General features: G+C 67.0%; 19 protein-coding genes and 1 pseudogene. 17 read left to right on the forward strand and 3 right to left on the reverse strand.

Annotated elements, in window-relative coordinates; translation table 11 throughout:
• Positions 1 to 16: 16 nt before the first annotated feature.
• Positions 17 to 3,352, reverse strand: a complete 3,336-nt coding sequence (gene lysX / locus AADZ55_RS10770; RefSeq protein WP_085324791.1) for a bifunctional lysylphosphatidylglycerol synthetase/lysine--tRNA ligase LysX — start codon at positions 3,350 to 3,352, stop codon at positions 17 to 19.
• Positions 3,353 to 3,770: 418 nt separating this feature from the next.
• Between lysX and infC the strand changes: the two genes are divergently transcribed.
• The 4 genes from infC to AADZ55_RS10790 all read left to right on the forward strand — a co-directional run bounded on the left by infC (position 3,771) and on the right by AADZ55_RS10790 (position 5,851).
• A complete protein-coding gene (infC, locus tag AADZ55_RS10775; RefSeq protein ID WP_085324844.1) occupies positions 3,771 to 4,376 on the forward strand; it encodes a translation initiation factor IF-3 in 606 nt (201 codons plus the stop codon).
• 40 nt (positions 4,377 to 4,416) lie between these two features.
• Positions 4,417 to 4,611 (forward strand): 50S ribosomal protein L35, encoded by a 195-nt coding sequence (rpmI, locus tag AADZ55_RS10780; RefSeq protein WP_085324792.1) that lies wholly within the window; start codon positions 4,417 to 4,419, stop codon positions 4,609 to 4,611.
• A 61-nt stretch (positions 4,612 to 4,672) separates the two neighbouring features.
• Positions 4,673 to 5,062 carry a 50S ribosomal protein L20 gene (gene rplT / locus AADZ55_RS10785; RefSeq protein ID WP_085324793.1) on the forward strand — a complete coding sequence of 130 codons (390 nt, stop codon included), beginning with the start codon at positions 4,673 to 4,675 and terminating at the stop codon, positions 5,060 to 5,062.
• A gap of 18 nt (positions 5,063 to 5,080) precedes the next feature.
• On the forward strand, positions 5,081 to 5,851 hold the full coding sequence (locus AADZ55_RS10790; protein ID WP_085324794.1) for a TrmH family RNA methyltransferase: 771 nt from the start codon (positions 5,081 to 5,083) through the stop codon (positions 5,849 to 5,851).
• A 6-nt stretch (positions 5,852 to 5,857) separates the two neighbouring features.
• On the opposite strand, the gene AADZ55_RS10795 is transcribed toward AADZ55_RS10790, so the two are convergent.
• Positions 5,858 to 6,913 (reverse strand): oxygenase MpaB family protein, encoded by a 1,056-nt coding sequence (locus AADZ55_RS10795; RefSeq protein WP_085324795.1) that lies wholly within the window; start codon positions 6,911 to 6,913, stop codon positions 5,858 to 5,860.
• Positions 6,914 to 7,274: 361 nt separating this feature from the next.
• Here AADZ55_RS10795 and AADZ55_RS10800 point away from each other — a divergent pair, with 361 nt between their 5' ends.
• The 5 genes from AADZ55_RS10800 (at position 7,275) to pheT (ending at position 13,807) form a co-directional block, all read left to right on the forward strand.
• Entirely contained in the window at positions 7,275 to 8,216 is a 942-nt protein-coding gene (locus AADZ55_RS10800) for a PE family protein (protein WP_085324796.1), read from the forward strand.
• A 102-nt stretch (positions 8,217 to 8,318) separates the two neighbouring features.
• The gene (locus AADZ55_RS10805) at positions 8,319 to 9,233 is read left to right on the forward strand and encodes an adenylate/guanylate cyclase domain-containing protein (protein WP_207569070.1); all 915 of its coding nucleotides are present in this window, start codon (positions 8,319 to 8,321) and stop codon (positions 9,231 to 9,233) included.
• A 21-nt stretch (positions 9,234 to 9,254) separates the two neighbouring features.
• Positions 9,255 to 10,049 carry a rhomboid-like protein gene (locus tag AADZ55_RS10810; RefSeq protein WP_085324798.1) on the forward strand — a complete coding sequence of 265 codons (795 nt, stop codon included), beginning with the start codon at positions 9,255 to 9,257 and terminating at the stop codon, positions 10,047 to 10,049.
• 195 nt (positions 10,050 to 10,244) lie between these two features.
• Positions 10,245 to 11,294 carry a phenylalanine--tRNA ligase subunit alpha gene (gene pheS, locus AADZ55_RS10815; protein WP_207569071.1) on the forward strand — a complete coding sequence of 350 codons (1,050 nt, stop codon included), beginning with the start codon at positions 10,245 to 10,247 and terminating at the stop codon, positions 11,292 to 11,294.
• Entirely contained in the window at positions 11,294 to 13,807 is a 2,514-nt protein-coding gene (gene pheT / locus AADZ55_RS10820; RefSeq protein ID WP_085324799.1) for a phenylalanine--tRNA ligase subunit beta, read from the forward strand. Before pheS ends, pheT begins: the two co-directional genes overlap by 1 nt.
• Positions 13,808 to 13,929: 122 nt before the next feature.
• Here pheT and AADZ55_RS10825 read toward each other — a convergent pair whose 3' ends face one another.
• Complete coding sequence (locus AADZ55_RS10825; RefSeq protein WP_341286291.1) at positions 13,930 to 17,001, reverse strand: PE family protein; 3,072 nt, start codon at positions 16,999 to 17,001, stop codon at positions 13,930 to 13,932.
• Positions 17,002 to 17,656: 655 nt separating this feature from the next.
• Between AADZ55_RS10825 and argC the strand changes: the two are divergent.
• The 8 genes and pseudogenes from argC (at position 17,657) to argH (ending at position 26,030) form a co-directional block, all read left to right on the forward strand.
• Positions 17,657 to 18,716: pseudogene (gene argC / locus AADZ55_RS10830) on the forward strand (N-acetyl-gamma-glutamyl-phosphate reductase).
• Positions 18,713 to 19,927 (forward strand): bifunctional glutamate N-acetyltransferase/amino-acid acetyltransferase ArgJ, encoded by a 1,215-nt coding sequence (gene argJ, locus AADZ55_RS10835; RefSeq protein WP_085324802.1) that lies wholly within the window; start codon positions 18,713 to 18,715, stop codon positions 19,925 to 19,927. Before argC ends, argJ begins: the two are co-directional and overlap by 4 nt.
• Complete coding sequence (gene argB, locus AADZ55_RS10840) at positions 19,924 to 20,814, forward strand: acetylglutamate kinase (protein WP_085324803.1); 891 nt, start codon at positions 19,924 to 19,926, stop codon at positions 20,812 to 20,814. Before argJ ends, argB begins: the two co-directional genes overlap by 4 nt.
• Positions 20,811 to 22,001 carry an acetylornithine transaminase gene (locus AADZ55_RS10845; RefSeq protein ID WP_085324804.1) on the forward strand — a complete coding sequence of 397 codons (1,191 nt, stop codon included), beginning with the start codon at positions 20,811 to 20,813 and terminating at the stop codon, positions 21,999 to 22,001. The genes argB and AADZ55_RS10845 overlap by 4 nt, the downstream gene beginning before the upstream one ends.
• On the forward strand, positions 21,998 to 22,924 hold the full coding sequence (gene argF / locus AADZ55_RS10850) for an ornithine carbamoyltransferase (protein ID WP_085324805.1): 927 nt from the start codon (positions 21,998 to 22,000) through the stop codon (positions 22,922 to 22,924). The genes AADZ55_RS10845 and argF overlap by 4 nt, the downstream gene beginning before the upstream one ends.
• On the forward strand, positions 22,921 to 23,403 hold the full coding sequence (locus AADZ55_RS10855; protein ID WP_085324806.1) for an arginine repressor: 483 nt from the start codon (positions 22,921 to 22,923) through the stop codon (positions 23,401 to 23,403). The genes argF and AADZ55_RS10855 overlap by 4 nt, the downstream gene beginning before the upstream one ends.
• 12 nt (positions 23,404 to 23,415) lie before the next feature.
• A complete protein-coding gene (locus AADZ55_RS10860; RefSeq protein WP_085324807.1) occupies positions 23,416 to 24,621 on the forward strand; it encodes an argininosuccinate synthase in 1,206 nt (401 codons plus the stop codon).
• On the forward strand, positions 24,618 to 26,030 hold the full coding sequence (gene argH / locus AADZ55_RS10865) for an argininosuccinate lyase (protein ID WP_085324808.1): 1,413 nt from the start codon (positions 24,618 to 24,620) through the stop codon (positions 26,028 to 26,030). Before AADZ55_RS10860 ends, argH begins: the two co-directional genes overlap by 4 nt.
• Positions 26,031 to 26,084: the final 54 nt, after the last annotated feature.

Raw genomic sequence — 26,084 nt, forward strand, 5'->3', positions numbered from 1 at the left:
GGCGCACCGGCTCCGGTTAATGCGGTTTTGCCAGCGGAAAGGGCAGTGTTTCGCGAATGCTGCGTCCAGTGATCAGCATGACCACCCGGTCAATGCCCATGCCCAGGCCGCCGGTGGGCGGCATGGCGTATTCCATGGCGTGCAGGAAGTCTTCGTCGAGCTCCATCGCCTCGGGGTCTCCACCGGCGGCCAGCAGGGATTGCTCCTGCAGGCGGCGCCGCTGCTCCACCGGATCGGTGAGCTCGCTGTAGGCGGTGCCCAGCTCGATGCCCCAAGCGACCAGGTCCCAACGCTCGGCGACACCGTGCTGGCTGCGATGCGGCCGAGTCAACGGCGACACCGACGTCGGAAAATCGATGTAGAACGTCGGTTGTTCGGTGCGGCACTCGACGAGGTGTTCGTAGAGCTCCAGCACCACCGCGCCAGCATCCCACTGGGCGCGATAGGGAATGTGAACGGCGTCGCATAGCTTGCGGAGAGTCGGTAGGCCGGTGTCGGCGTCGATGCGTTCACCGAGCGCTTCGGAAATCGCATCATGGACCGTCTGCACCGGCCATACGCCGGAGATGTCGACCGGTTCGAGGCGGTCGTGGGTGCCGTCGGAGCCTTTGTCAGTCCGGGGCCGCATCGCGATGGGCGCCCCGTTGGCGGCCTGAGCGGCGTTCTGGATGAGTTCGCGGCAGCCGTCGATCCACTCCAGGTAGTCGGCATGCGCTTGATAGGCCTCCAGCAGGGTGAACTCCGGGTTGTGGCTGAAATCGACACCTTCGTTGCGAAAGGCGCGGCCGAGCTCGAAAACCCGCTCCACGCCTCCGACGCATAGGCGCTTGAGGTAGAGCTCTGGTGCGATGCGCAGGAACAGGTCCATGGAATAGGTGTTGATGTGAGTGACGAACGGTCGGGCGGTGGCTCCGCCGTGCACCTGCTGCAGGATCGGCGTTTCGACTTCGATGAATCCCTTGGCGAACAGCGTCTCGCGGATGGCGCGCAACACGCTGCTGCGAGCCGTGATCAGCGCACGGGACTCGACGTTGACCGCGAGGTCCACATAGCGGGTCCGGACCCGGGCTTCGGGGTCGAGCAGCCCCTTCCACTTATTTGGCAACGGCCGCAAGCACTTACCGATCAGGCGCCAGCCGCTGACGATTAACGACCGAGTTCCGGTCTTGCTGGCACCCATGTGCCCGGTCATCTCCACCAGGTCACCCAGATCGATCGTCGCGTTGAAGTCCGTGGTGCGGCCCTGTTCCAGACGTGAATTGTCCAGCAGCACTTGCATTTCGCCTGACCAGTCGCGTAGCTGGGTGAACAACACCCCGCCGTAGTTCCGTATTCGGAGGATGCGTCCGGACACCGAGACACTGGCCTGGTCGTCTGCGTCCAACGCCTGTGCGACCGTGTGACTGGGCGGTTGGCCTACGGGATAGGCGTCAATGCCGCTGTCCCGCAGCTTCTTTAGCTTGTTGAACCGAACTCGCACCTGCTCGGGCAGGCGGCGTTCGGCCTCGTCGCCATTCGTGAGGTCCGCTTGCCGCAGCTCGCTCACGTCCGGTGCCGAGCCGTCGCGGTGCAATAGGCCGGTGGCCGCCAACCGCTCGGGTACGGCCGGATGATGCCCGGTGTGTACTCTGTCGCGCCGACTGAATGGCAGCACGAGGAAACCCTCTGCGATCACCGAGGCGACGCCCACCCGGGGAATCACTCGGGCGTCTTCGTAGCAGGCGTAGCGCGGTACCCATTCGGGTTGGTACTTCATGTTCGACCGGTAGAGCGTCTCGAGCTGCCACCATCGGGAGAAGAAAATCAGCAGCCCCCGCCATAACCGGGCGATCGGGCCGGCGCCGAGTTGGGCGCCCTGCTCGAAGGCTGCGCGAAACATCGCGAAGTTCAGCGAAATACGACTGATACCAAGGCTCTCAGCGTGCAAGGCGAGCTCGCTGACCATGAGTTCGATGGTGCCGTTAGGGGATTGCGGAGAACGACGCATCAAATCCAGGGAGACACCGGTGGTTCCCCACGGCACCAGCGACAGGATCGCCACCACCTGGTTCTGCGGATCTATGGCCTCCACCAGCAGGGAGTCGGAGTCCGCTGGGTCGCCGAGGCGGCCCAGCGCCATCGAGAAGCCACGCTCGGTTTCGGTGTCTCGCCAGGCATCCGCACGCGTGCAGGTTTGCGTCATCTCGTCTTCGGAAATGTCGCGATGCCGTCGGAGGCGCACCGTCAAACCCGCCCGGCGGGCCCGCGTCACAGCCTGGCGCACCGCCCGCATCTCGGGGCCGGACAACTTGAAATCGGCTGGCCGCAGGATCGCCTCGTCACCCAGCTCGAGTGCGTTCAGTCCCGCTTCGCGATATGTCTGGGCCCCTTGCAAACTGGCGCCCATAACACCGGGTGCCCAGCCATAGGTCTGGCACAGCCGTAGCCAGGCGTCGACGGCCTGCGGCCATGCCCTGGGGTCACCTATCGGGTCGCCGCTGGCCAGGCAGACGCCGACCTCGACGCGATAGGTAATACACGCGCGGCCGCTGGGTGCGAATACCACCGACTTGTCGCGCCGGGTGGCGAAATAGCCCAGGGAGTCGTTCTTCCCGTATAGCTCCAGTAGCCCGCGGATAGCGGATTCGTCCTCTCCGGTCAGCGCATTGTCGGCCCGCTGCGATAGGAACAAGACGACCGCGGCAGCTATCAGAGCGAACGCCCCGAACAACCCGAAGATCGCGTTGAGCAGGACGTGCGGCCTGCCCGTGAACAGATCGGGATCGGCGAGGGCGAATCCGACCACCCGGTTGGCCACGTAACCCAACCGCTCTTCCGGCGCAAGCGATCCGGGGAACAGTTCGACCAGCCCCCATGACGCCAGGATTCCGACCACCGCGCCGGCGAGCCACACCGCCGCCGCCCTGAACAACGCGCCCTTGCGGACCTTCGCCCAGAACTCCCGATAGCCCAGCAACAGAACGACAGTTGCCACGACGTGCACGGCGAATCCGAGGTTCTCGCCCAGGATCTCGGCCGCGGTGTTGCCGCCCGCGGCGATATCGGCCACGTTGACGACCGCGGCAATGCCCATATTTGCCAGCAAAACCAACCAGGCAATGCGTTTGCGCGCCGTCAACGCGGCGGCCAGCAATACCAGCACAAAGGACCAGGCGAAGCTGGTGTCGGGGAAGTTGAACAGATAGTCGTTGATGAACTCGCGCGGAACCTTGATGATCCATCGAATCAACGGCGACACACTGGCGAGTAGCGACAGGGACGCGATCACGCCGACGGTCCAGCCGGCTGCCGCGGGAACCCAGTGATACCGGGAGTTCGGCCTACGCGCCGCGCGAGGCTTAGTGAGTGTCACAGACCGCGAGGATATTCCGAAAAGCCGGGAAATTCCCGGCGATGCAGCCAATTGTCGGACCGGATTGGCGCGTAACGGCCGCAGCCGAAGCCGGCTGGTTGACCGGATGACGCGTCATGGCTGTTAGACTGGACGCTGCGACCATCCCGGCGAAGGCCAGGGACAGTTAAGTGGAGTCCCACTCCCACCGCAAGCCACGAGATCGTTGAACGCTTTCTCAAGGCTCAGCGGTCCGGTCACAGGCATCTCGGAATGCCTGTTCTGCGCGCTGCGCAGGCGGCTTTGGGCCGCGATCGGTCGGCATTGGGCCCTGCTTGTGCAGGGCTTTTTTGCTGATTATTGGGTGTGTTCCACCGCTGATTCCGACCGGATCCAGGCAACTGTCGCGACTGGAACAGCAGCCAACGAGGGAGGCCCCATCAGCACTGAGACCCGCGTCAACGAGCGCATTCGCGTACCTGAAGTCCGATTGATTGGCCCAGGTGGGGAGCAGGTAGGCATTGTGCGTATCGAAGACGCACTTCGCGTCGCCGCGGACGCCGATCTCGACCTTGTCGAAGTTGCCCCGAACGCCAGACCGCCGGTCTGCAAAATCATGGACTACGGCAAGTACAAGTACGAGGCGGCACAGAAGGCGCGCGAATCCCGCAGGAACCAGCAGCAGACCGTCGTCAAAGAACAAAAACTGCGACCAAAGATCGACGATCATGACTACGAGACCAAGAAGGGGCACGTGGTCCGCTTCTTGGAGGCGGGATCGAAGGTCAAGGTCACCATCATGTTCCGCGGACGTGAGCAGTCGCGGCCCGAGTTGGGCTATCGATTGCTGCAGCGGCTGGGCGCCGACGTCGCCGATTATGGATTCATTGAGACCTCGGCCAAGCAGGACGGACGCAACATGACGATGGTGCTGGCGCCGCACCGCGGCGCGAAGACTCGCGCCAGGGCGCGCCACCCGGGTGAACCGCCAGCCGGGCCGCCACCGAAGCCAGATACCGGTGACACCAAAGCTTCACCGAACTAGCTCGCCAGCGAAAACAGCAGAACCTAGAAATCGAGGAAACATGCCCAAGGCCAAGCCCCACAGTGGGGCCTCGAAGCGGTTCCGGCGCACCGGCACCGGGAAGATCGTCCGGCAGAAAGCCAACCGCCGGCATCTGCTTGAGCACAAGCCGACCACCCGCACCCGGCGCCTGGATGGCCGCACGGTGGTGGCAGCCAACGACATCAAGCGGGTCAAGAAGCTGCTGAACGGCTGACCGTATCGCCAGCCGACCGCGGCACCTGACCAATAACGTCCGAACGAGAGTAGGAATATCCATGGCACGCGTAAAGCGGGCAGTCAACGCCCACAAGAAGCGGCGCACCGTCCTGAAGGCATCGCGAGGCTATCGCGGCCAGCGATCGCGGCTCTACCGCAAAGCCAAAGAGCAGCAGCTGCATTCACTGAACTACGCGTACCGTGACCGCCGAGCGCGTAAGGGCGAGTTCCGCAAGTTGTGGATCGCACGGATCAACGCGGCGGCGCGTGCCAACGACATCACCTACAACCGGCTGATCCAGGGCCTGAAGGCGGCGGGTGTCGAGGTGGACCGCAAAAACCTCGCCGACATTGCGATCAGCGACCCGGCGGCGTTCACCGCGCTGGTCGACGTCGCCCGGGCGGCTCTGCCCGACGACGTCAACGCCCCCTCCGGAGAGGCCGCTTAGCCCGGATCCGGATTTCCGGTGCTCACCGAACGCTCGGCCAGGGTGGCCGCTGCGGTCAAACTGCATCGTCACGTAGGCCGACGCCGCGCGGGGCGATTCCTCGCCGAAGGTCCCAACCTGGTGGCGGCCGCGTCGGCGCGCGGGCTGGTCCGGGAGGTGTTCGTCACCGAAGTTGCCGCGCGGCGGCACGAGTCTTTATTGGCTGCGCAAGAGGCGCCGGTTCATCTGGTGACCGAGCGGGCCGCAACGGCGCTGTCCGATACGGTCACGCCGGCCGGGTTGGTTGCCGTTTGCGACCTGCCGGCGACCCGGCTCGAGGAGGTGCTGACCGGTTCACCGCAGTTAATCGCGGTCGCCGTCGAGATCGGCGAGCCGGGGAATGCGGGCGCGGTAATCCGCATCGCCGATGCAATGGGGGCCGCTGCGGTGATCCTCGCCGGGCACAGCGTCGACCCATACAACGGCAAGTGTCTGCGCGCGTCCACCGGCAGCATCTTCGCGATCCCGGTCGTCGCCGCACCCGAGGCCCCCGCCGCCGTCACCGCTTTGCGAGCGGCCGGACTGCAGGTGCTGGCCACCACCGTGGACGGCGAGATGGCACTGGACGATGCCGATCTCGCGGCGCCGACGGCATGGCTGTTCGGGCCCGAAGCACACGGCTTGTCGGCCGAAATTGCGGACTTGGCAGACCACCGGGTGCACATCCCGATGTCCGGTGGGGCCGAGAGCCTCAACGTCGCGGCCGCCGTGGCGATCTGCCTGTATCAGAGCGCGCGGGCGTTGGGCTAGCGCCGATTACGCAACCTTTCGGTGGCCGCGCGCGGGTCGCAGGCCGGCCAGCGAGAGGGTGGAATGCACCAGCGATCCGGCGCGTTCCATCAGGGCCTTGGCGGGATCGAGCGCGGACCGGGTAATGGGATGGGCACGCGGTGGGAAGTAGTGCATCGGCAGCCCGCGTCGGTCCCGCGGCGGTGCCATGAAGCCGGGTGCTTCGACCAAGGGCGCGTCTCGGCGGGTCCGGCCGTCCGCTCGCCGGTAGGCGGCCAGCGCTCGCGGGTGCAACCGGATTTCGTCGGGCACCGCGAAGAACGCCAGCTCGACCAACTTGCCGAACACGCGCAGCAACACCTCGTCGCCAGGTGTCCAGTGCATTCCCGCCTTCTCCCGGATGGCCGGCTCGAATAGGCCCGCCGCGATCCACCGCTGCCCGGCCACCAGCGGCTTGAACAGCTGGTCCCAGATCGGCGTGGGCACCAGGACGAACTTTGGCTTGGGAATCCGCATCTGGAGCACATCCAGGGTCGCCTGATTGATCTCGAGCTTGTCGCGGCAGACCCGGTCCCAGTACTCCTGAAAGGCTTCCCACGACGCGGGCACCGGTCGCATGCTCATCCCGTACTGCCGATACCACTGCACGTGCTCCTCGAACAGCTGGCGTTTCTCAGCGTCGGTCAACCCCCCGCAGAAGTACTCGGCGACCTTGATGACGAGCATGAAGAACGTCGCGTGCGCCCAATAGAAGGTCTCCGGATTCAGCGCGTGATAGCGCCGCCCCTCGGCGTCGACTCCCTTGATAGTTCGGTGGTAGCCCTTGATCTGCTGGCCGGTCTGGGCCGCTCGATCACCGTCATAGACCACGCCCATGATTGGGTAGACCGACCGGGCTACCCGCTGCAACGGTTCGCGGAGCAGGATCGAATGCTCCTCGACACCGGCACCCAGCTCCGGATACATGTTCTGGATCGCGCCGATCCACACGCCCATCATTCCGGTGCGCAGGTCTCCAAAATACTTCCAGGTCAGCGAATCGGGCCCGAGCGGGTCGGCGGTTGTGCTCGATGCGACGGTCATGACTGCCTCCGTGCGCGCTTAACTGCGCTCACGATAGGCGTTGACAACGTGCGTTGTCTACGATTTGGGCATCTCCGGCCGCATCGTGTTACCGACTGTCTACCGCCGGGTGGCAAACGCGTGATCAGGCCGTTTGTTGCCGCGGTGAACCGGGCGAGGACATTGGACCGCTCTGCAGGCGCGCTCGCGGGCCGGGAATCCGGGGAAAGTTCCTGTGAGAGGTGTTGTCTAGAGCGCCAGAAAGATTTTAACTAGACCAGCATTGCCCAGCAGTACACTGTGTTTTTCGATGACTGTTATTCGCTGACAGTGTTCGATGACCACGTCGTGATTCCTGCGGCCAGTTGCAAGGAGACGGGCTATGTCGTTTCTCAACGTGGCGCCGGACACGGTGACGGCGGCGGCCGGGAATTTGGAAAGCATCGCGTCGGCGCTGGGCGAGGCCGCCGCGGCGGCGGCGCCCCCCACGGTTGGGCTCGCGGCCCCGGCAGCGGATCGGGTGTCGGCGGTCGTCGCGGCGATGCTCGGGACCTATGCCCGGGATTTTCAAGGCATCAGCGCCCAAGTGGCGGCCTTTCATGACCAGTTCGTGGGCGCCTTAAAGGGCGGCGCTGCTGCCTATGCCAGCGCCGAGGCGGCCGCCCAGCAGAGTTTGCTGAATGCGGTGAATGCGCCCGCCCAGGCGTTGTTGGGACACCCGTTGATCGGGCCTGGGACGGCCGACTACGCCGCCGCCGCCGTCACCGGTGGCGTCGCCCCGTTGCTGCTCGGTGGTGGCGGTCAGCTGTTGGGCGTTCCGTTCAGCCATCCGACGAGTGTGGACACCCCGTTCGGTCCAGTGACAATGACGCTCAATGGGTCAGCAGACGTGATCACGGGACAAGTCGTTATCGATTCCGGATCACTCGTCGCGCCCACACCGCTGGTGTACGGCGTCCATGCGATAGGTCCGGCCATCACCACGATGACCGCGCTGCAAAACAGCGGCGCGGCATTTGCCAACGCGGTGCAAACCGGGAATCCGCTGGCGGCAGCCGGCGCAGTTATCCACGCTCCTGGCGATGCGGTGAACGCCTTCCTCTTTGGCCAAACGGCGATATCGCAGTCGCTGGCGGCGCCACAGGGATCGGGCTACACCTCGGCGGGGATCAGCGTTCCGGTTGGCGGGCTGTTGGCTCCAATTCAGCCCGTTTCGGTCACGCTGACGTCGACCGACGGGGCGCCGACCGTCATTCAATTGAGCGGTCCGCAGACCGGCGGCATTGTTACCGCGCTGCTCGCCGACCTGGTCCCCGGCTTCTAGCACGCCACCCTAACCGTGTGATCAGCGTGTTCGTTGCGACTTACGACACATGCAGCCCGATCGTCATTGCCTGGTTCAGCACAGACCACCTACCCTTGCCAGGTGGAGGTCGGGCCTGACGATTCGGAGTCCGGCGCGCCCGCAGAGACGGCGATCGCCATGACCCGGCCAGCCGCTCGGCGACGTTCTGCCGCACAGTGGCTGCGCTCCGCGAACCAAAGTCCCGGCCTGGTTTCGTTCATCCACCGGGCGCGACGTATGTTGCCCGGCGATCCGGAGTTCGGCGATCCGCTGTCGACCGCCGGTGAGGGCGGCCCGCGTGCGGCGGCTCGAGCGGCCGGTCGGCTGCTGGGGGACCGCGATGCGGCGTCGCGCGAGGTCAGTCTGAGTGTGCTGCAAGTGTGGCAGGCCTTGACCGAGGCCGTTTCCCGCCGGCCGGCAAACCCGGAGGTGACGTTGGTGTTCACCGACCTGGTCGGTTTCTCCGCGTGGTCGTTGCAAGCTGGCGACGATGCGACCCTCACGTTGCTGCGGCAGGTGGCCCGAGCTGTCGAGTCCCCCCTGCTGGACGCTGGCGGGCACATCGTCAAACGGCTGGGTGACGGGATCATGGCTGTATTCCGCGATCCGGCGGTGGCGCTGCGCGCCGTACTTGTCGCCCAGGAGGCGGTGAAGTCGGTTGAGGTGGAAGGCTATACACCGCGAATGCGGGTCGGCATCCACACCGGTCGGCCACAGCGGCTGGCCGCGGACTGGCTCGGCGTGGACGTCAACATCGCCGCTCGGGTTATGGAACGCGCCACCAAAGGTGGCATCATGATCTCGGGCCCGACCCTCGACCTGATCCCGCAAAGCGAGTTGGACGCCTTGGGCGTCGTGGCCAGGCGGGCGCGCAAAACCGTGTTTGCCAGCAAATTGACCGGCATTCCCCCCGACTTGATGATCTATCGCATCAAGACTGTTAGAGAGTCGACAGCTACCGATAACTCAGATGAGACAAATCCCAATGCACATTAGAGCAATGCACATTAGAGCGCGATGATCTACGGCATCGCCTTCGGACTGGCCCGGGTCCGGTTCACCGTGGGCTACCTGGCGGCTCTTGCATCGGTCAGCACCACCATCCTGATGCTGGGTCCCCAAGTGCACGCCCGAGTGATTCGGCACGCCAGCACGAACCTGCACAACCTGGCCCATGGACACCTGGGAACGCTATGGAACAGCGCCTTTGTCATCGACGAGGGCCCACTCTACTTCTGGCTACCATGCTTGGCGTGTCTGCTTGTGCTCGCGGAACTGCAGTTGCGCAGCCTGCGGCTAACCGTGGCATTTGTCGTCGGCCATATCGGGGCGACGCTGCTGGTGGCGGCCGTGCTCGCCGGGGCGGTCGAGGTTGGCTTGCTTCCGTTGTCCATCAGTCGGGCCAGTGACGTCGGCATGAGCTACGGTGCCCTCGCGGTGCTCGGGGCGCTGACCGCGGCAATTCCCGGGCGGTGGCGGCCGGCGTGGATCGGATGGTGGTTGGCGCTGGGCGCCGCGACTGCCGCCATCGGCGGCGGCTTCACCGACGCCGGCCACGCGGTTGCATTGTTGCTGGGCATGCTGGTGACTGCCCGATTCGCCCGGCCCACCCGCTGGACACTCGTGCGGTATGCGTTGCTGCTGGTGGCGTCGGGGTTTTGCTTCGCGCTGCTGGCGCATACCGGATGGACCTTGGTGAGCGGGGTGGCTTTCGGAGTACTGGGTGCACTGGCTGCCACCGGGCTCAAGCGTTGGCGCAGCGCGCGCGCCACCCGGCTGCTGCGGGACTCGCTGCCGGTGCCGAGCCGCTGAGTCCCGCCGCGCACCGCGGATGAGGGGGCCCTCAGGTCGGCAACACGCGCGCCGAGTGGGATAGTCCGAATCACCTATGATTTCCACTTGCGCCACGCCGTTTGCGGACAGGTCGTGCGCGTCCATCAGTCCCCGTCCGCTCCGCGACCATGCGAGCGGCCCGAAACACCTCGTCAGCAAGGAGAGTATCGCCGCGTGGGTGATCAACCCGTCGAGTCGATGTTGGCGCCGGAAGTATTGACCAAGGCGGTCAACGCCGCCCAGCAGGCCATCGCTCTGGCGGACAACCTGGACGCGTTGGCGCGAGTCAAGACCGAGCACCTCGGCGACCGCTCGCCACTGGCGCTGGCGCGACAAGCGCTGGCCGCTTTGCCCAAACAAGAGCGCGCCGACGCCGGCAAGCGGGTGAACACCGCCCGCGGTGACGCCCAGCGCAGTTACGACGAACGGCTCGCGACGCTGCGCGCCGAGCGTGACGCGGCCGTGTTGGTCGCCGAGGGCATCGACGTCACGTTGCCCTCGACTCGGCAGCCGACCGGCGCCCGGCACCCGATCACCATGTTGGCCGAGCACGTCGCGGATACCTTCATCGCGATGGGTTGGGAACTGGCCGAGGGACCGGAAGTGGAGACCGAGCAGTTCAACTTCGACGCCCTCAACTTCCCTCCCGACCACCCCGCACGCGGCGAACAAGACACCTTCTACATCGCGCCGGAGGATTCTCGGCAGCTGCTGCGCACCCACACCTCGCCGGTGCAAATCCGCACCTTGCTGCAGCGAGAGCTGCCGGTCTACATCATCTCGATCGGTCGCACGTTTCGCACCGACGAACTCGACGCCACCCACACTCCCGTCTTCCATCAGGTCGAGGGCCTGGCGGTGGACCGCGGTCTGTCGATGGCGCACCTGCGCGGAACGCTGGACGCATTCGCGCGCGCGCAGTTCGGGCCGTTGGCGCGCACGCGGATCCGGCCACACTTCTTCCCCTTCACCGAACCATCCGCCGAGGTCGATGTGTGGTTTGCCGACAAGAAGGGCGGCGCCGACTGGGTGGAGTGGGGCGGCTGCGGAATGGTGCATCCGAACGTGTTGCGCGCCACCGGAATTGACCCGGATGTCTACTCCGGTTTCGCTTTCGGCATGGGTTTGGAACGAACCCTGCAGTTTCGCAACGGTATTCCCGACATGCGCGACATGGTCGAGGGCGACGTCCGATTCTCGTTGCCGTTCGGAGTGGGGGCCTGATGCGCGTACCTTACAGCTGGTTGCGCGAGGTCTTGAACGCTGGAGCTGCCGACGCCCCGGGCTGGGATGTGTCCCCGGGCGAACTTGAGCAGACGCTGTTGCGCATCGGCCACGAGGTCGAGGAGGTCATCACTCTCGGTCCTGTCGACGGCCCGCTGACCGTGGGGCGAGTGGTCGATATCGAGGAGCTGACTGGGTTCAAGAAGCCGATCCGGGCCTGCTCGGTAGACATCGGCGACCGGCAACAGCGCGAAATCGTTTGTGGTGCAGCGAATTTTGTGGTGGGAGATCTGGTTGTGGTGGCACTGCCCGGCACCACCCTGCCCGGCGGATTTGCCATCACGGCGCGCAAGACCTATGGCCGCAATTCCGACGGAATGATCTGCTCGGCAGCCGAACTCGGTTTGGCGCCGGACCATTCCGGGATCCTGGTGCTGCCGCCAGGGGCCGCCGAGCCCGGCGCCGACGGTGTGAGCGTGCTGGGCCTCGACGACGTGGTCTTTCACCTGGCCATCACCCCCGACCGCGGTTACTGCATGTCGGTGCGTGGTTTGGCCCGCGAGATCGCGTGCGCCTACGACCTGGAGTTTGTCGACCCCGCCAGCAAGCAGGTGGTGCCGCCGCTACCCGTCGAGGGCCGGGCCTGGCCGCTGACGGTGCGGCCCGAAACGGGGGTGCGGCGGTTCGCGCTGCGTCCGGTCACCGGGATCGACCCCGCCGCCGTATCGCCCTGGTGGTTGCAGCGCCGGCTGCTGCTATGTGGCATTCGCGCGACCTCCCCGGCAGTCGACGTGACCAACTACGTGATGCTCGAACTCGGCCACCCGATGCACGCCCACGACCGCAACCGGATCAACGGAGCCTTCGACGTGCGGTTCGCCCGGCCCGGCGAGACCGTCGTCACCCTCGACGACATCGAGCGCCGGCTCGACCCGGCCGATGTCCTTATCGTCGACGAGGTCGCGACCGCGGCGATCGGCGGCGTGATGGGTGCGGCAAGCACCGAAGTGCGGGCCGACTCCACCGATGTCCTACTGGAGGCGGCGGTCTGGGACCCGGCCGCGGTATCGCGCACCCAGCGGCGGCTGCATCTGCCTAGCGAGGCCGCCCGTCGTTATGAGCGTGTGGTGGACCCGGCCATCTCCGTGGCCGCTCTGGACCGGTGCGCAAGGCTACTCGCCGACATCGCGGGGGGAGTGGTGTCTGCCACCCTTACCGACTGGCGGGGCGACCCGCCGCGTGATGATTGGTCGCTGCCCCCTATCCAGATGGCCGTCGATCTGCCGGACCGCATCGCCGGGGTGGCCTATCCGCAGGGCGTGACGGCCAGGCGCCTGGCTCAGATCGGCGCTCGGGTGGCTGAAGGTGCCGAGGGCGCCGACATCTTGACCGTGACTCCACCGAGTTGGCGGCCGGATCTGCGCCAACCCGCCGACCTCGTCGAGGAGGTGCTGCGGATGGAGGGGCTGGAAGTCATCCCGTCGGTGCTGCCGTCGGCACCCGCGGGTCGTGGTCTAACGGCTAGGCAGCGGCGTCGCCGCGCGATAGGTAGGTCGCTGGCGCTGTCGGGGTATGTCGAGATCTTGCCGACACCGTTTCTACCTGCCGGTGTGTTCGAGCTGTGGGGGCTGCCGGCCGATGATCCGCGGCGCGTGACGACGCACGTGCTCAACCCGCTGGAAGCGGATCGTCCCCAACTGGCCAGCACCCTGCTGCCGGCCCTGCTGGAAGCGCTGGGGCGCAATGTGTCCCGAGGCCTGGTCGATACCGCGCTGTTTGCCGTCGCACAGGTGGTGCAGCCGACCAAGCAGACGCGTGGTGTCGGGCTGATCCCGGTCGACCGGCGGCCGACGGATGACGAGATCGCGATGTTGGACGCGTCCCTGCCCCGGCAACCCCAGCACGTCGCCGCGGTGCTGGCCGGGATGCGCGAACCGCGAGGTCCGTGGGGTCCGGGCCGACCGGCTGAAGCCGCGGACGCGTTCGAAGCGGTGCGCATCATCGCGCGCGCCAGCGGCGTGGACGTGGTCCTGCGGCCGGCCCATCATCTGCCGTGGCATCCGGGCCGGTGCGCGGAGATATTCGTCGGGGAAGCCTCCGTCGGTCACGCGGGGCAGTTGCACCCCGCAGTGCTGGAGCGCTCGGGCTTGCCGAAGGGCACCTGCGCGCTCGAGCTGAACCTGGATGCGATTCCCACCGTCGCGGCACTGCCGGCGCCCAGGGTGTCGCCGTTCCCGGCGGTGTTCCAGGACGTGAGCCTGGTGGTGTCCGCGGACGTCCCCGCTCAGGCGGTGGCCGACGCCGTTCGCGCGGGGGCAGGCGACCTGCTGGAGGACATTCAGTTGTTTGATGTCTTCACCGGCCCGCAGATCGGTGCGGAACGCAAGTCGCTGACCTTCGCGCTCCGGTTCCGCGCGCCGGATCGCACGTTGACCGAAGACGACGCGAGCGCGGCCCGCGCAGCCGCGGTGCAATGTGCGGCCGAGCGGGTCGGCGCCATCCTGCGTAGTTGAAGTAGGGCAACCACGCGTCAACGTGGAATGTGACGACGGCATTTCCGAGTGCCGCGTTCGCACCTCGCCGCGGTATTACGGGAAGCGACGGCAGATGCGGTCAGAGGTTCGGGCGACACGCCCTAAGCGCCGATTGCCTGCGCTAGCTGCGCGGGCCCGTAGTTCACCAGTGCGGGAACGATGCCACCGGCGGGCGTACCTTCGAGCGTCACGGTAACCGGCCCGATGACTGGTACCACCGCCGTAGCCTGGAAGGGCTGAAGAGGCGCGAGGATGCCCCCGACGGGAACGTGGACCGTCACCGGAATCCCCCCTGTCGCCGATGTTGGCAGAGCCAGCGGCAGCGTGGCCTCGCCATTGAGGAAGCCGTTGGCGACGTTGGCGGGAGCACCGACCAGTGCCGTAGCTGCCGCCTGCAGGTCTCCGGCCTGCACCGCGCTGATGAACGTGGTCGTGCTGTCTGCCAACGCGATCGCCGTGGTGATCGGCGAACCCACGGCATTAAGGGTCATCACCAGCGGCAATCCAAAGGTCATCACCCCGGTCAAGGTTGAAGTATCAAGCGAAAAGGCAATGTTGGTGTCCATGACCGTCGTGAGCACATTGGTGAAGTTCTGCGACGTGGCACCCGGGATGCTCAGGATGGGGAACAGGTCTCCCACCGGGCCGAGCAGCAGGATGTTCGACAAGTCACTTGCGTCTATACCACTGACGAAGAGCTTGGCCACCGCCTGTAACACGTCACTCACCGCGCCGCTGACGTTGCCTGCCGCGAGGGCTTGCAAGGCCAATTGCAGGCTCGGCGGTATGCCAGCCAGCCCAATGGCATAGTCCCTGGCGGCATCCGTAAGCGCGGTTAGGGTCAGCTGGCCGTAGCCGAACTGGTTGGCGAGGAGCTGTTGCAGGAACGGCGCCGGGTCAGCAAGCCAGGTAGTGCCGAGGTTCGCCAGGTTGGCGACCGTGTTGGCGATGAGGTTTTCGTACGGCCCAAGGATGGGAACACTGCTGCTCAGGCTGGCCGCCGCCACCGCAGCTGCACCCGGCGCACCGGCGGTCCCACCCTGGCCGAACAAAACCCCGCCGGTGCCAGCGGCACCGCCATTCCCGGGGGCCCCGGCCGGGCTGCCGGCGCCGCCGGCGCCGCCAGCTCCACCGTCACCGCCGCGACCGATCAAGGCGGCGTCGCCGCCGTGGCCGCCGTCGCCACCGGCCCCGCCGGCCTTAGTGCCGGACCCGGCGCCGCCCTCGCCGCCGGTTCCGCCGGTCCCGCCGTCGCCGACCAGTTGTCCGCCGTTGCCGCCGATTCCGCCAGCACCGCCTTTACCGCCGATGCCGTTGCCGCCACTGTGGGCCCCACCCGTGCCACCGGCGCCACCGTGCCCACCATTACCGAACGAGATGGCGGCACCGCCGGTACCTCCCATACCGCCGGTGCCGCCCTCAAGGCCATTGTCAGCGGTGCTACCACCGGCGCCGCCGTCCCCACCAGCCCCACCGTTGCCGTACGTCAATCCGCCGGTACCACCGTGACCGCCGTTACCGCCGGCACCGCCGGGACTTGCGAACAAGGTGCCAGAGTTTGCCCCACCGGTACCACCGACGCCGCCGGCACCGCCGTTGCCAAGAAGGAAAGCGTTACCAGCGTTGCCGCCGGCACCACCGACGCCGGAGCTAAATAGCGCTGCGGCCCCACCGGTGCCACCTGCCCCACCGTTCCCACCATTGCCAATGAAGCTATTGCCCGCGGCGCCGCCGGCGCCGCCGGCACCGGCGTTAGCCAATACGTTGGTAGCAGCCCCGCCGGTGCCACCTGCGCCCCCGTTCCCGCCGTTGCCGTACAGCAGCCCGCCGACGCCACCGGCCCCGCCGGCCCCGCCGGCTCCACTGGTGGCGCTGGCGAGGGAGCTACTCGTCCCACCAGTACCGCCGGTGCCACCTGCCCCACCGTCGCCGAACAAGCTGGCGTTGCCGCCAGCACCCCCGGCACCGCCGATGCCGGAGCCGAATAGTGGCACTGTCGTATCCCCACCGGTGCCACCGGCCCCTCCGGCACCGCCGTTGCCGTAAAGCAGCCCGGCATTGCCACCGCGGCCGCCTTCCCCGGCGTTCATGCCGACGCCCAGCAGTGACGTGGCGGTGCCGCCGGCACCGCCGGCACCGCCGAAGCCCCACAGGCCGACGTTGCCGCCGGCACCGCCAGCCAAGCCGCTGCCGGTGAGATCGCTGGCACCGCCGGCGCCGCCGGCACCGCCGTTGCCGACCAGCGTATTTCCGCCACTGCCACCGGCGGCGATGGTGCTCGATCCACCGTCACCACCGTTGCCGAAAAGTGCATTTCCCCCGCCGCCGCCAGCCTTCGAGGTGCTGGAACCGCCGGCACCTGCGTTACCGATCAACCCGGCGTCCGCGCCGGTCAGCCCCGACCCCGCCCCCGCATCGCCACCGTTGCCGTACACGAGCCCGGCGTGGCCCGCGGCGCCGCCGGACGGCCCGCTTCCGCCGTTACCACCGTTGCCGAACAGGAGGGCATTGCCGCCGGCCCCGCCGGCGCCGACAACCGTTGAGCCGATGCCGCCAGCACCACCCGCCCCGCCATTGCCATACAACAGCCCGCCGCCACCGCCGGCGCCACCCGCCCCGCCGGCGCCGGATCCGTTCGCGCCGCCGGCGCCGCCGGCACCGCCGTTGCCGACCAACCCGGCGGCCCCGCCATTACCCCCGGCACCGCCTTCGGGCCCGCCGGCACCGCCGTTGCCGCCGTTGCCGTACAACAGTCCACCGGGCCCGCCGTTTCCGCCGGCCCCTGACCCGGTCCCCGCCGCTCCATCGGCGCCGTCGCCGATTAGCGGGCGCCCCAGTAGCGTCTGGGCGGGCGCATTTACCGCGTTGAGCAGGGCCTGCATCGGCGACGCGTTAGCGGCCTCGGCGGCTGTGTAGGCAGCCGCGCCGCCGTTCAACAAGCTCACGAACTCGGCGTGAAATTCCGCCGCCTGGGCGTTGAGCGCTTGAAATTGCTGGCCGTACGCGCCGAACAGCCGCGAGACAGCCGCCGACACCTCATCGGCGCCAGCCGCCGCCAGCCCGGTCGTGGGGGTCGATGCGGCGGCAGCTGCTTCGCTAAGTGCCGAGCGAATACCAGCCAGATTGGCGGCCGCCGCAGTCACCAAATCCGGATTCGCGAGCAAGAACGACATGGCGATCTTCCCTTCGACTCCCTGCGGGCCAGCGCAGCTAGTTGATCTGCCTCACGGGAAATCGAGCTTAATTGTGTTCCATGTCATGTGAGGGAAAACGAGAATTTCCGCGGACGCAAACTCGATGTCCTATCATCGCCGCCCGCCGCCAGCCGGCCGGGACACACCTTGCTGGGTCGAGGTGAAGCCCGGTGTGCGTCGCGAACCTTCGAGCGGCCCGAGCTCGGCGAGCGGCTAGATCGAGTAGTTCAGGAGTCCGAAGAGCCCCCTGGTGGTGGCATGAAATATGTTGGTGTGCAATGAAAACCGAAACGCGAACCGGCTGAGGTGCAACCCCAATCGGACAAGCGGTGATATGACGGGGCCAACGCGCGACCGCTAGGGTGTGTCTCTCGAGTGCGAAGGCATCGACCGTCGAGGATTTGACCGCCGCCTCGGATAGGTACTATTTCTGACGAGTTCTGGTCGGCTGTCGATTTGGTGGCATCATTTCGGCTCTGGCCAACCCCGTGCCCAACAGCTCGCGAAGGCGATCGCGCTCGCCCGAGTCTGTCGAGCGTCGCGATTGTTCGGCGTTTTGGTGGCCAAGTTACCCACTAACTCGACGCTGGGGCGCAGCCCACGACGGAATGAGTTTGCAAACTTATGCATAATAATGCAGAATCGGTCAGGTGGCCAACGTGACAAGGGTGGCGGTTGCCGGCGCTAGCGGCTATGCGGGCGGTGAAATCCTCCGGCTGCTGCTCGGGCATCCGGCCTACTTCGAGGGCCGGCTGACGATCGGTGCGCTGACCGCAGCGGCCAGTGCCGGCAGCACGTTGGGCGAGCACCATCCGCATCTGACCCCGCTTGCCCAACGAATCCTCGAACACAGCGAGCCTGCCGCGCTCGCTGGCCATGACGTGGTTTTCCTGGCCTTGCCGCACGGACATTCGGCCGCGTTGGCACAACAACTCGGCCCACAAACCCTGATCGTGGATTGCGGGGCGGACTTCCGGCTCACCGACGCCGCGGCGTGGCAGCGGTTCTACGGCTCCCCGCACGCCGGCAGCTGGCCGTACGGGTTACCCGAGCTGCCCGGTGCGAGGGAGCGGCTGCGCGGCACGCGTCGCATAGCGGTGCCGGGCTGCTATCCGACCGCGGCCCTGCTGGCCCTGCTGCCGGCGGTGGCCGAAGATCTCATCGAGCCCACGGCCACGGTGGTTGCCGTCAGCGGTACTTCCGGAGCCGGTCGCGCGGTCAAGCCCGACTTGCTGGGCTCGGAAGTCATCGGATCGGCACGGGCCTACAACATCGCCGGTGCCCACCGCCATACCCCCGAGATCGTGCAGGGGTTGCGCGCCGTCACCGACCGCGACGTCGCGGTGTCGTTCACCCCGGTGCTGATCCCGACGTCTCGCGGCATCCTGGCCACCTGCACCGCACGCACTAGTGCACCGCTTTCCCAGCTGCGCGCGGCCTACGAAAAGGCTTACGGTGGCGAACCATTCATCTATCTGATGCCGGACGGGCAGCTGCCCCGCACCGGCGCGGTGATCGGCAGCAACGCGGCGCACATCGCCGTCGCGGTCGACGACGACGCGCAAACGTTCGTGGCGATCGCCGCGATCGATAACCTGGTGAAGGGCACCGGTGGTGCCGCGGTGCAGTCGATGAACCTGGCGCTGGGTTGGCCAGAGACAGACGGCCTATCGGTGGTCGGGGTCGCGCCATGACGCATCTAGCCGACGCGACAAGGCTGCTGCGCGCCCAAGGAGTCACCGCCCCGGCGGGCTTTCGGGCGGCAGGCGTCGCGGCCGGGATCAAGGCATCCGGCGCCCTGGATCTCGCGCTGGTCTTCAACGAGGGCCCGGACTACGTCGCCGCCGGAGTGTTCACCCGCAACAAGGTCAAAGCGGCACCGGTGCTGTGGACCCAGCAAGTGCTGACCGGCGGGCAGCTGCGTGCGGTAATCCTCAACTCCGGGGGCGCCAACGCCTGCACCGGGCCGGCCGGGTTCGGTGACACCCACGCCACCGCGGAGGCGGTGGCCACCGCATTGTCGGATTGGGGAACCGACACCGGGGCCATCGAGGTCGCCGTTTGCTCCACCGGGCTGATCGGCGACCGGCTGCCGATGGACAAGGTGCTTGCCGGTGTCACTCACGTGGTGCATGAGATGCATGGCGGGCTGACCGGCGGCGAGGAAGCCGCCCACGCCATCATGACCACCGATACCGTGCCCAAACAGGTTGCGCTGCACCATCACAACAACTGGACGGTCGGCGGGATGGCCAAAGGTGCGGGCATGCTGGCGCCGTCGTTGGCCACCATGCTGTGCGTGCTCACCACCGACGCGGTCGCCGAGCCGGTAGCGCTCGAACAGGCGCTACGCCGCGCCGCTGCCCGCACGTTCGACCGGCTCGATATCGACGGCTGCTGTTCCACGAACGACACCGTGCTGTTGCTGTCGTCGGGCGCCAGTGAAATCGCGCCGTCCCAAAGCGATCTCGACGATGCCGTGCTTCGGGTTTGCGACGATCTGTGCGCTCAGCTGCAAGCCGACGCCGAAGGCGTCACCAAACGGGTCACCGTGACGGTGACCGGTGCCGCCACCGAGAACGACGCGCTGATCGCTGCCCGGATAATCGCCCGCGACAGCCTGGTCAAGACCGCGGTGTTCGGCTCCGATCCGAACTGGGGCCGGGTGCTCGCCGCCGTCGGGATGGCACCGGTCACTCTCGACCCGAATCGGATCACCGTGTCGTTCAACGGTTCTGCGGTATGTATCGACGGAGTCGGAGCTCCGGGTGCGCGCGACGTGGACCTGTCCGACGCGGTCATCGACATTACCGTCGATCTCGGTGTTGGCGACGGACAGGCCGCCGTCCGGACCACCGACCTGTCGCATGCCTATGTCGAAGAGAACTCGGCCTACAGCTCATGACCCTGAATACCACCGCGATACCCACCCAGGTGAAGGCGCAGGTGCTGGCCGAGGCCCTGCCCTGGCTCAAGCAGCTGCACGGCAAGGTCGTCGTTGTGAAGTACGGCGGCAACGCGATGACCGACGACGCGCTGCGGCGCGCGTTCGCCGCCGATATGGCGTTTCTGCGCAACTGTGGCATCTATCCGGTGGTGGTACATGGCGGGGGACCGCAGATCACCGCCATGCTGCGGCGGCTTGGCATCGCGGGTGACTTCAAGGGCGGATTCCGGGTCACCACACCCGAAGTGCTCGACGTGGCCCGGATGGTCTTGTTTGGGCAGGTGGGCCGCGAGCTGGTCAACCTGATCAACGCGCACGGACCGTATGCCGTTGGTATCACCGGTGAAGACGCGCAACTGTTCACTGCGGTGCGGCGTAGTGTCACCGTCGACGGTGTGGCCACCGACATCGGCCTGGTTGGAGACGTCGATCAGGTCAACACCGCGGCGATGCTGGATCTCATTGCAGCGGGCCGTATTCCAGTGGTGTCGACGCTCGCGCCGGATGCCGACGGCGTGGTGCACAACATCAATGCCGACACCGCCGCGGCGGCGGTGGCCGAAGCTTTGGGGGCCGAAAAGTTGTTGATGCTTACCGATGTCGAAGGGCTGTACACCAGTTGGCCGGACCCGGGTTCGCTGGTCAGCGAAATCGATACCGCGACACTGGCGCAACTGCTGCCCACGTTGGAGTCGGGCATGATCCCCAAGGTCGAGGCCTGTCTGCGGGCGGTCGATGGTGGCGTGCCCAGCGCCCATGTTATCGACGGGCGGGTCGAACATTGTGTGCTGGTGGAGTTGTTCACCGAAGCTGGCACCGGCACCAAGGTGGTGAGCCGCCGATGACACGGACGGACAACATGCGGCAGCGGTGGGAAGCCGTGATGATGAACAACTACGGCACCCCACCCGTGGCCCTGGCCAGCGGCGACGGCGCCGTGGTCACCGACGTGGACGGCAAGACCTACGTTGACCTGCTCGGCGGCATAGCGGTCAACGTGCTGGGCCATCGCCACCCCGCAATTCTCGAAGCCGTCACGCAGCAGATGTCGACGCTGGGCCACACCTCCAATCTGTATGCCAGCGAACCGAGTATCGCGCTCGCCGAGGAGCTGGTCGCGCTGCTGGGCGCCGACAAGCAGACGCGAGTGTTCTTCTGTAACTCCGGCGCCGAGGCCAACGAGGTGGCGTTCAAGCTGTCCCGGCTCACCGGACGTACGAAACTGGTTGCCGCACAAGAAGCCTTCCACGGCCGCACGATGGGCTCGCTGGCGCTGACCGGGCAGCCGGCCAAGCAGGCACCGTTTGCGCCGCTGCCCGGAGACGTCACACACGTCCCGTACGGTCAGGCCGACGCGCTGGCCGCCGCGGTCGATGACGACACCGCCGCTGTGTTCCTGGAACCGATCATGGGGGAATGTGGTGTCATCGTCCCGCCCGAGGGCTACCTTGCCGCCGCCCGGGACATCACGGCGCGACACGGCGCCCTGCTGGTGCTCGACGAGGTGCAAACGGGAGTGGGCCGAACCGGCGCCTTTTTCGCCCACCAGCACGACGGCGTCACCCCCGACGTGGTGACCCTGGCGAAGGGGCTCGGTGGCGGGCTGCCGATCGGGGCCTGCCTGGCCGTCGGGCCGGCGGCGGAGCTGCTGACCCCCGGCCTACACGGCAGCACTTTCGGCGGAAACCCGATCTGTACCGCTGCGGCGCTCGCGGTGCTGCGAGTGCTGGCGGGCGATGGACTGGTCCGCCGCGCCGAAATACTGGGTAAGTCGTTGCGGCACGGTATCGAATCGCTGCACCACCCGCTGATCGACCAGGTGCGTGGCCGCGGATTGCTAGTGGGCATCGTGCTGACGTCGTCGTGCGCCAAGGACGCCGAGGTGGCCGCCCGACAAGCTGGCTTCCTGGTCAACGCGGCCGCGCCCAACGTCATTCGGCTAGCGCCTCCGTTGATCATCACCGAGCCCCAGCTCGAAAGCTTCGTCGCCGCACTGCCCGGCATCTTGGACTGGCCGCGGGGGGCCCCGTGACCAGGCACTTTCTGCGTGACGATGACCTGTCGCCAGCCGAACAGGCCGAGGTCCTCGAGCTGGCCGCCGAGCTAAAGAAAGACCCGTTCGGCCGTCGTCCCCTGGACGGGCCGCGCGGGGTTGCGGTCATCTTCGACAAGAACTCCACCCGCACCCGGTTCTCCTTCGAGGTGGGCATTGCGCAGCTGGGCGGGCATGCCGTCGTCGTCGACAGCCGCAGCACCCAGCTGGGGCGGGAGGAAACCCTGCAGGACACCGCAAAAGTGTTGTCCCGGTACGTCGATGCCATCGTCTGGCGGACGTTCGGCCAGGAGCGGCTCGCCGCGATGGCATCCACCGCGACGGTGCCCGTGGTCAACGCGCTCTCCGACGAGTTCCACCCGTGCCAGGTGTTGGCCGATCTGCAGACCATCGCCGAGCACAAGGGATCACTAGGCGGCTTGAGGCTGTCCTACTTCGGCGACGGCGCCAACAACATGGCCCACTCGTTGATGCTGGGCGCGGTGACGGCAGGCATCCATGTCACCGTCGCGGCTCCCGACGGCTTCCTGCCCGATCCGTCGGTGCTGGCCGCGGCCGAGCAGCGCGCGCAGGCGACCGGCGCCTCGGTCACCGTGACCGCAGACGCCAACGCGGCAGCGGCAGGCGCCGACGTGGTGGTGACCGATACCTGGACGTCGATGGGGCAGGAGGACGACGGGCTGGACCGCGTCGCGCCGTTCCGGCCGTACCAGGTCAACTCGCAACTTCTGGCGTCGGCCGACGCGGACGCAATGGTGTTGCATTGCCTGCCGGCCCATCGCGGGGACGAGATCACCGACGAGGTGATGGATGGACCGGCCAGCGCCGTGTGGGACGAGGCGGAAAACCGGCTGCACGCGCAGAAGGCGCTGTTGGTGTGGCTGCTGGAGCGGTCCGGATGACCGAAGTCAGCGCGAACCGGGCCGGCCGCCAGGCACGCATCGTGGCGATCTTGTCGTCGGCCGAGGTGCGCAGTCAAAGCGAATTGGCCGCACTACTGGCCGCGGAGGGGATCGAGGCCACCCAGGCCACGCTGTCACGTGATCTTGAAGAGCTGGGCGCGGTAAAGCTGCGCGGCGCGGACGGAGGCACGGGTGTCTACGTCGTGCCCGAGGACGGCAGCCCCGTCCGCGGCGTGTCGGGCGGTACCGACCGGATGTCGCGCCTGCTGGGTGAGTTGCTGGTGTCGACCGACGCGAGCGGCAACCTCGCGGTATTGCGGACGCCACCGGGCGCCGCACACTACCTGGCGAGCGCCATCGACCGCGCGGCCCTGCCCCAGGTGGTCGGCACCATCGCCGGCGATGACACCATCCTCGTGGTTGCCCGCGAGCCAATGACCGGCGCGGAATTGGCCGGCACCTTCGAGAACATTCGGTAAGGAGATTGGTTCATGTCAGAGCGCGTCATCCTGGCCTACTCCGGCGGTCTAGACACCTCGGTGGCGATCAGCTGGATAGGCAAGGAGACCGGCCGTGAGGTCGTGGCGGTGGCGATCGATCTCGGCCAGGGCGGCGAGGACATGGAGGTGATCCGCCAGCGGGCCCTGGACTGCGGTGCCGTGGAGGCCGTCGTCGTCGACGCCCGCGACGAGTTCGCCGAGGGCTACTGCCTGCCGACCGTCCTGAACAACGCGCTGTACATGGACCGCTACCCGTTGGTGTCGGCGATCAGTCGGCCGTTGATCGTCAAGCACCTGGTCGCCGCCGCCCGTGAGCACGGCGGCGGCATCGTCGCGCATGGGTGTACCGGCAAGGGCAATGACCAGGTCCGGTTCGAAGTGGGATTCGCTTCGCTGGCACCGGATCTTGAGGTGCTGGCGCCGGTCCGCGACTACGCGTGGACGCGGGAAAAGGCCATCGCGTTCGCCGAGGAGAACGCCATCCCGATCAATGTCACCAAGCGCTCGCCGTTCTCCATCGACCAGAACGTCTGGGGCCGTGCGGTAGAGACCGGCTTCCTCGAGCACCTGTGGAACGCGCCCACCAAGGACATCTACGCTTATACCGAAGACCCCACCGTCAACTGGAACACCCCCGACGAGGTGATCATCGGGTTCGAGCGCGGGGTTCCGGTATCGATCGACGGCAAGGCCGTGTCGATGCGCCACGCCATCGAGGAACTCAACCGCCGCGGCGGTGCGCAGGGCGTTGGGCGCCTAGACGTCGTCGAAGACCGGCTGGTGGGCATCAAGAGTCGGGAGATCTACGAAGCGCCCGGCGCGATGGTGCTCATCACCGCGCACGCCGAACTCGAACACGTCACCCTGGAGCGTGAGCTGGGCCGGTTCAAACGTCAGACCGACCAGCGCTGGGCCGAGCTGGTCTACGACGGACTGTGGTACTCGCCGCTGAAGGCCGCGCTGGAGAGCTTCGTCGCCAACACTCAGGCGCATGTGTCGGGTGAGGTCCGAATGGTGTTGCACGGCGGCCACATCGCGGTCAATGGTAGGCGGAGTACTGAATCCCTATATGACTTCAACCTGGCCACCTATGACGAGGGCGACAGCTTCGACCAATCGGCTGCCCGCGGGTTCGTCTATGTGCATGGGCTGTCGTCCAAGCTCGCCGCGCGCCGCGATCTGGCCAGCGAGGCGTGAGCACCAATCAGGGGTCGTTGTGGGGCGGGCGGTTCGCCGGGGGCCCGTCCGACGCGTTGGCCGCACTGAGCAAGTCCACCCACTTTGACTGGGTGTTGGCGCCCTACGACATCACCGCGTCGCGGGCGCACGCAAAGGTGCTGTTCCGGGCCGGACTACTCACCGACGAGCAGCGGGACGGGCTGCTGGCTGGCCTGGATAGCCTCGCCTCCGACGTTGCTGACGGCAGCTTCGGTCCGTTGGTCACCGATGAGGACGTGCACGCGGCGCTAGAGCGAGGACTGATCGATCGGGTCGGGCCGGACCTGGGCGGCCGGCTGCGAGCGGGCAGGTCCCGCAATGACCAGGTGGCCACGCTGTTCCGGATGTGGTTGCGCGACGCGGTGCGCCGGATCGCCGCGGGTGTGCTCGATGTTGTCGGTGCGCTGGCCGCCCAGGCCGCCGCGCATCCGGCGGCCATCATGCCCGGTAAGACCCACCTGCAGTCCGCACAGCCGATCCTGCTGGCACATCATCTACTCGCACATGCCCATCCGTTGCTGCGTGACGTGGACCGGGTCGTCGACTTCGACAGGCGCGCGGCGGTGTCGCCGTACGGCTCGGGTGCCTTGGCCGGCTCGTCATTGGGCCTGGATCCGGAGGCGATCGCCGCGGATCTGGGTTTCACCGCTGCCGCCGATAACTCCATCGACGCGACCGCTGCCCGCGACTTTGCTGCCGAGGCGGCTTTCGTATTCGCCATGATCGCCGTCGACCTGTCCCGGCTTGCCGAGGACATCATCATCTGGAGCTCGACGGAATTCGGCTACGTCACTTTGCACGACTCGTGGTCCACCGGTAGCTCGATCATGCCGCAGAAGAAGAATCCGGACATCGCCGAGCTGGCCCGCGGCAAGTCGGGGCGGCTGATCGGCAATGTGGCCGGACTGCTGGCGACGCTGAAGGCCCAGCCGCTCGCCTACAACCGTGACCTGCAGGAAGACAAGGAGCCGGTGTTTGACTCGGTGGCCCAGCTGGAGCTGTTGCTACCCGCGATGGCCGGGCTGGTGGCCAGCCTGACATTCAATGTCGAGCGCATGGCCGCGCTGGCGCCAGCCGGCTACACGCTGGCCACCGATATCGCTGAATGGCTTGTGCGGCAGGGTGTTCCGTTTCGATCTGCCCATGAAGCCGCCGGTGCCGCCGTTCGTGTGGCCGAGGAGCGTGGCGTCGGGCTGCAGGAGCTGACCGGCGACGAGCTGGCCGCTATCAGCCCCGAGCTGACGCCGCGGGTCCGTGACGTGTTGACCATCGAAGGCTCGGTGTCCGCGCGCAATTGCCGGGGAGGTACCGCACCGGGCCGGGTGGCCGACCAACTAAACGTTGTTGGTGAAGCCGCCGACCGGTTGCGGCGGCAGCTAATGCGCTGAGCGAATACCCGTTCCTTTGCCGGTGAATTCTTGGCACGCTAAACTTCGGGCTCA

The sequence above is a fragment of the Mycobacterium decipiens genome (genome assembly GCF_963853665.1).
In the GTDB taxonomy this organism is placed as follows: domain Bacteria; phylum Actinomycetota; class Actinomycetes; order Mycobacteriales; family Mycobacteriaceae; genus Mycobacterium; species Mycobacterium decipiens.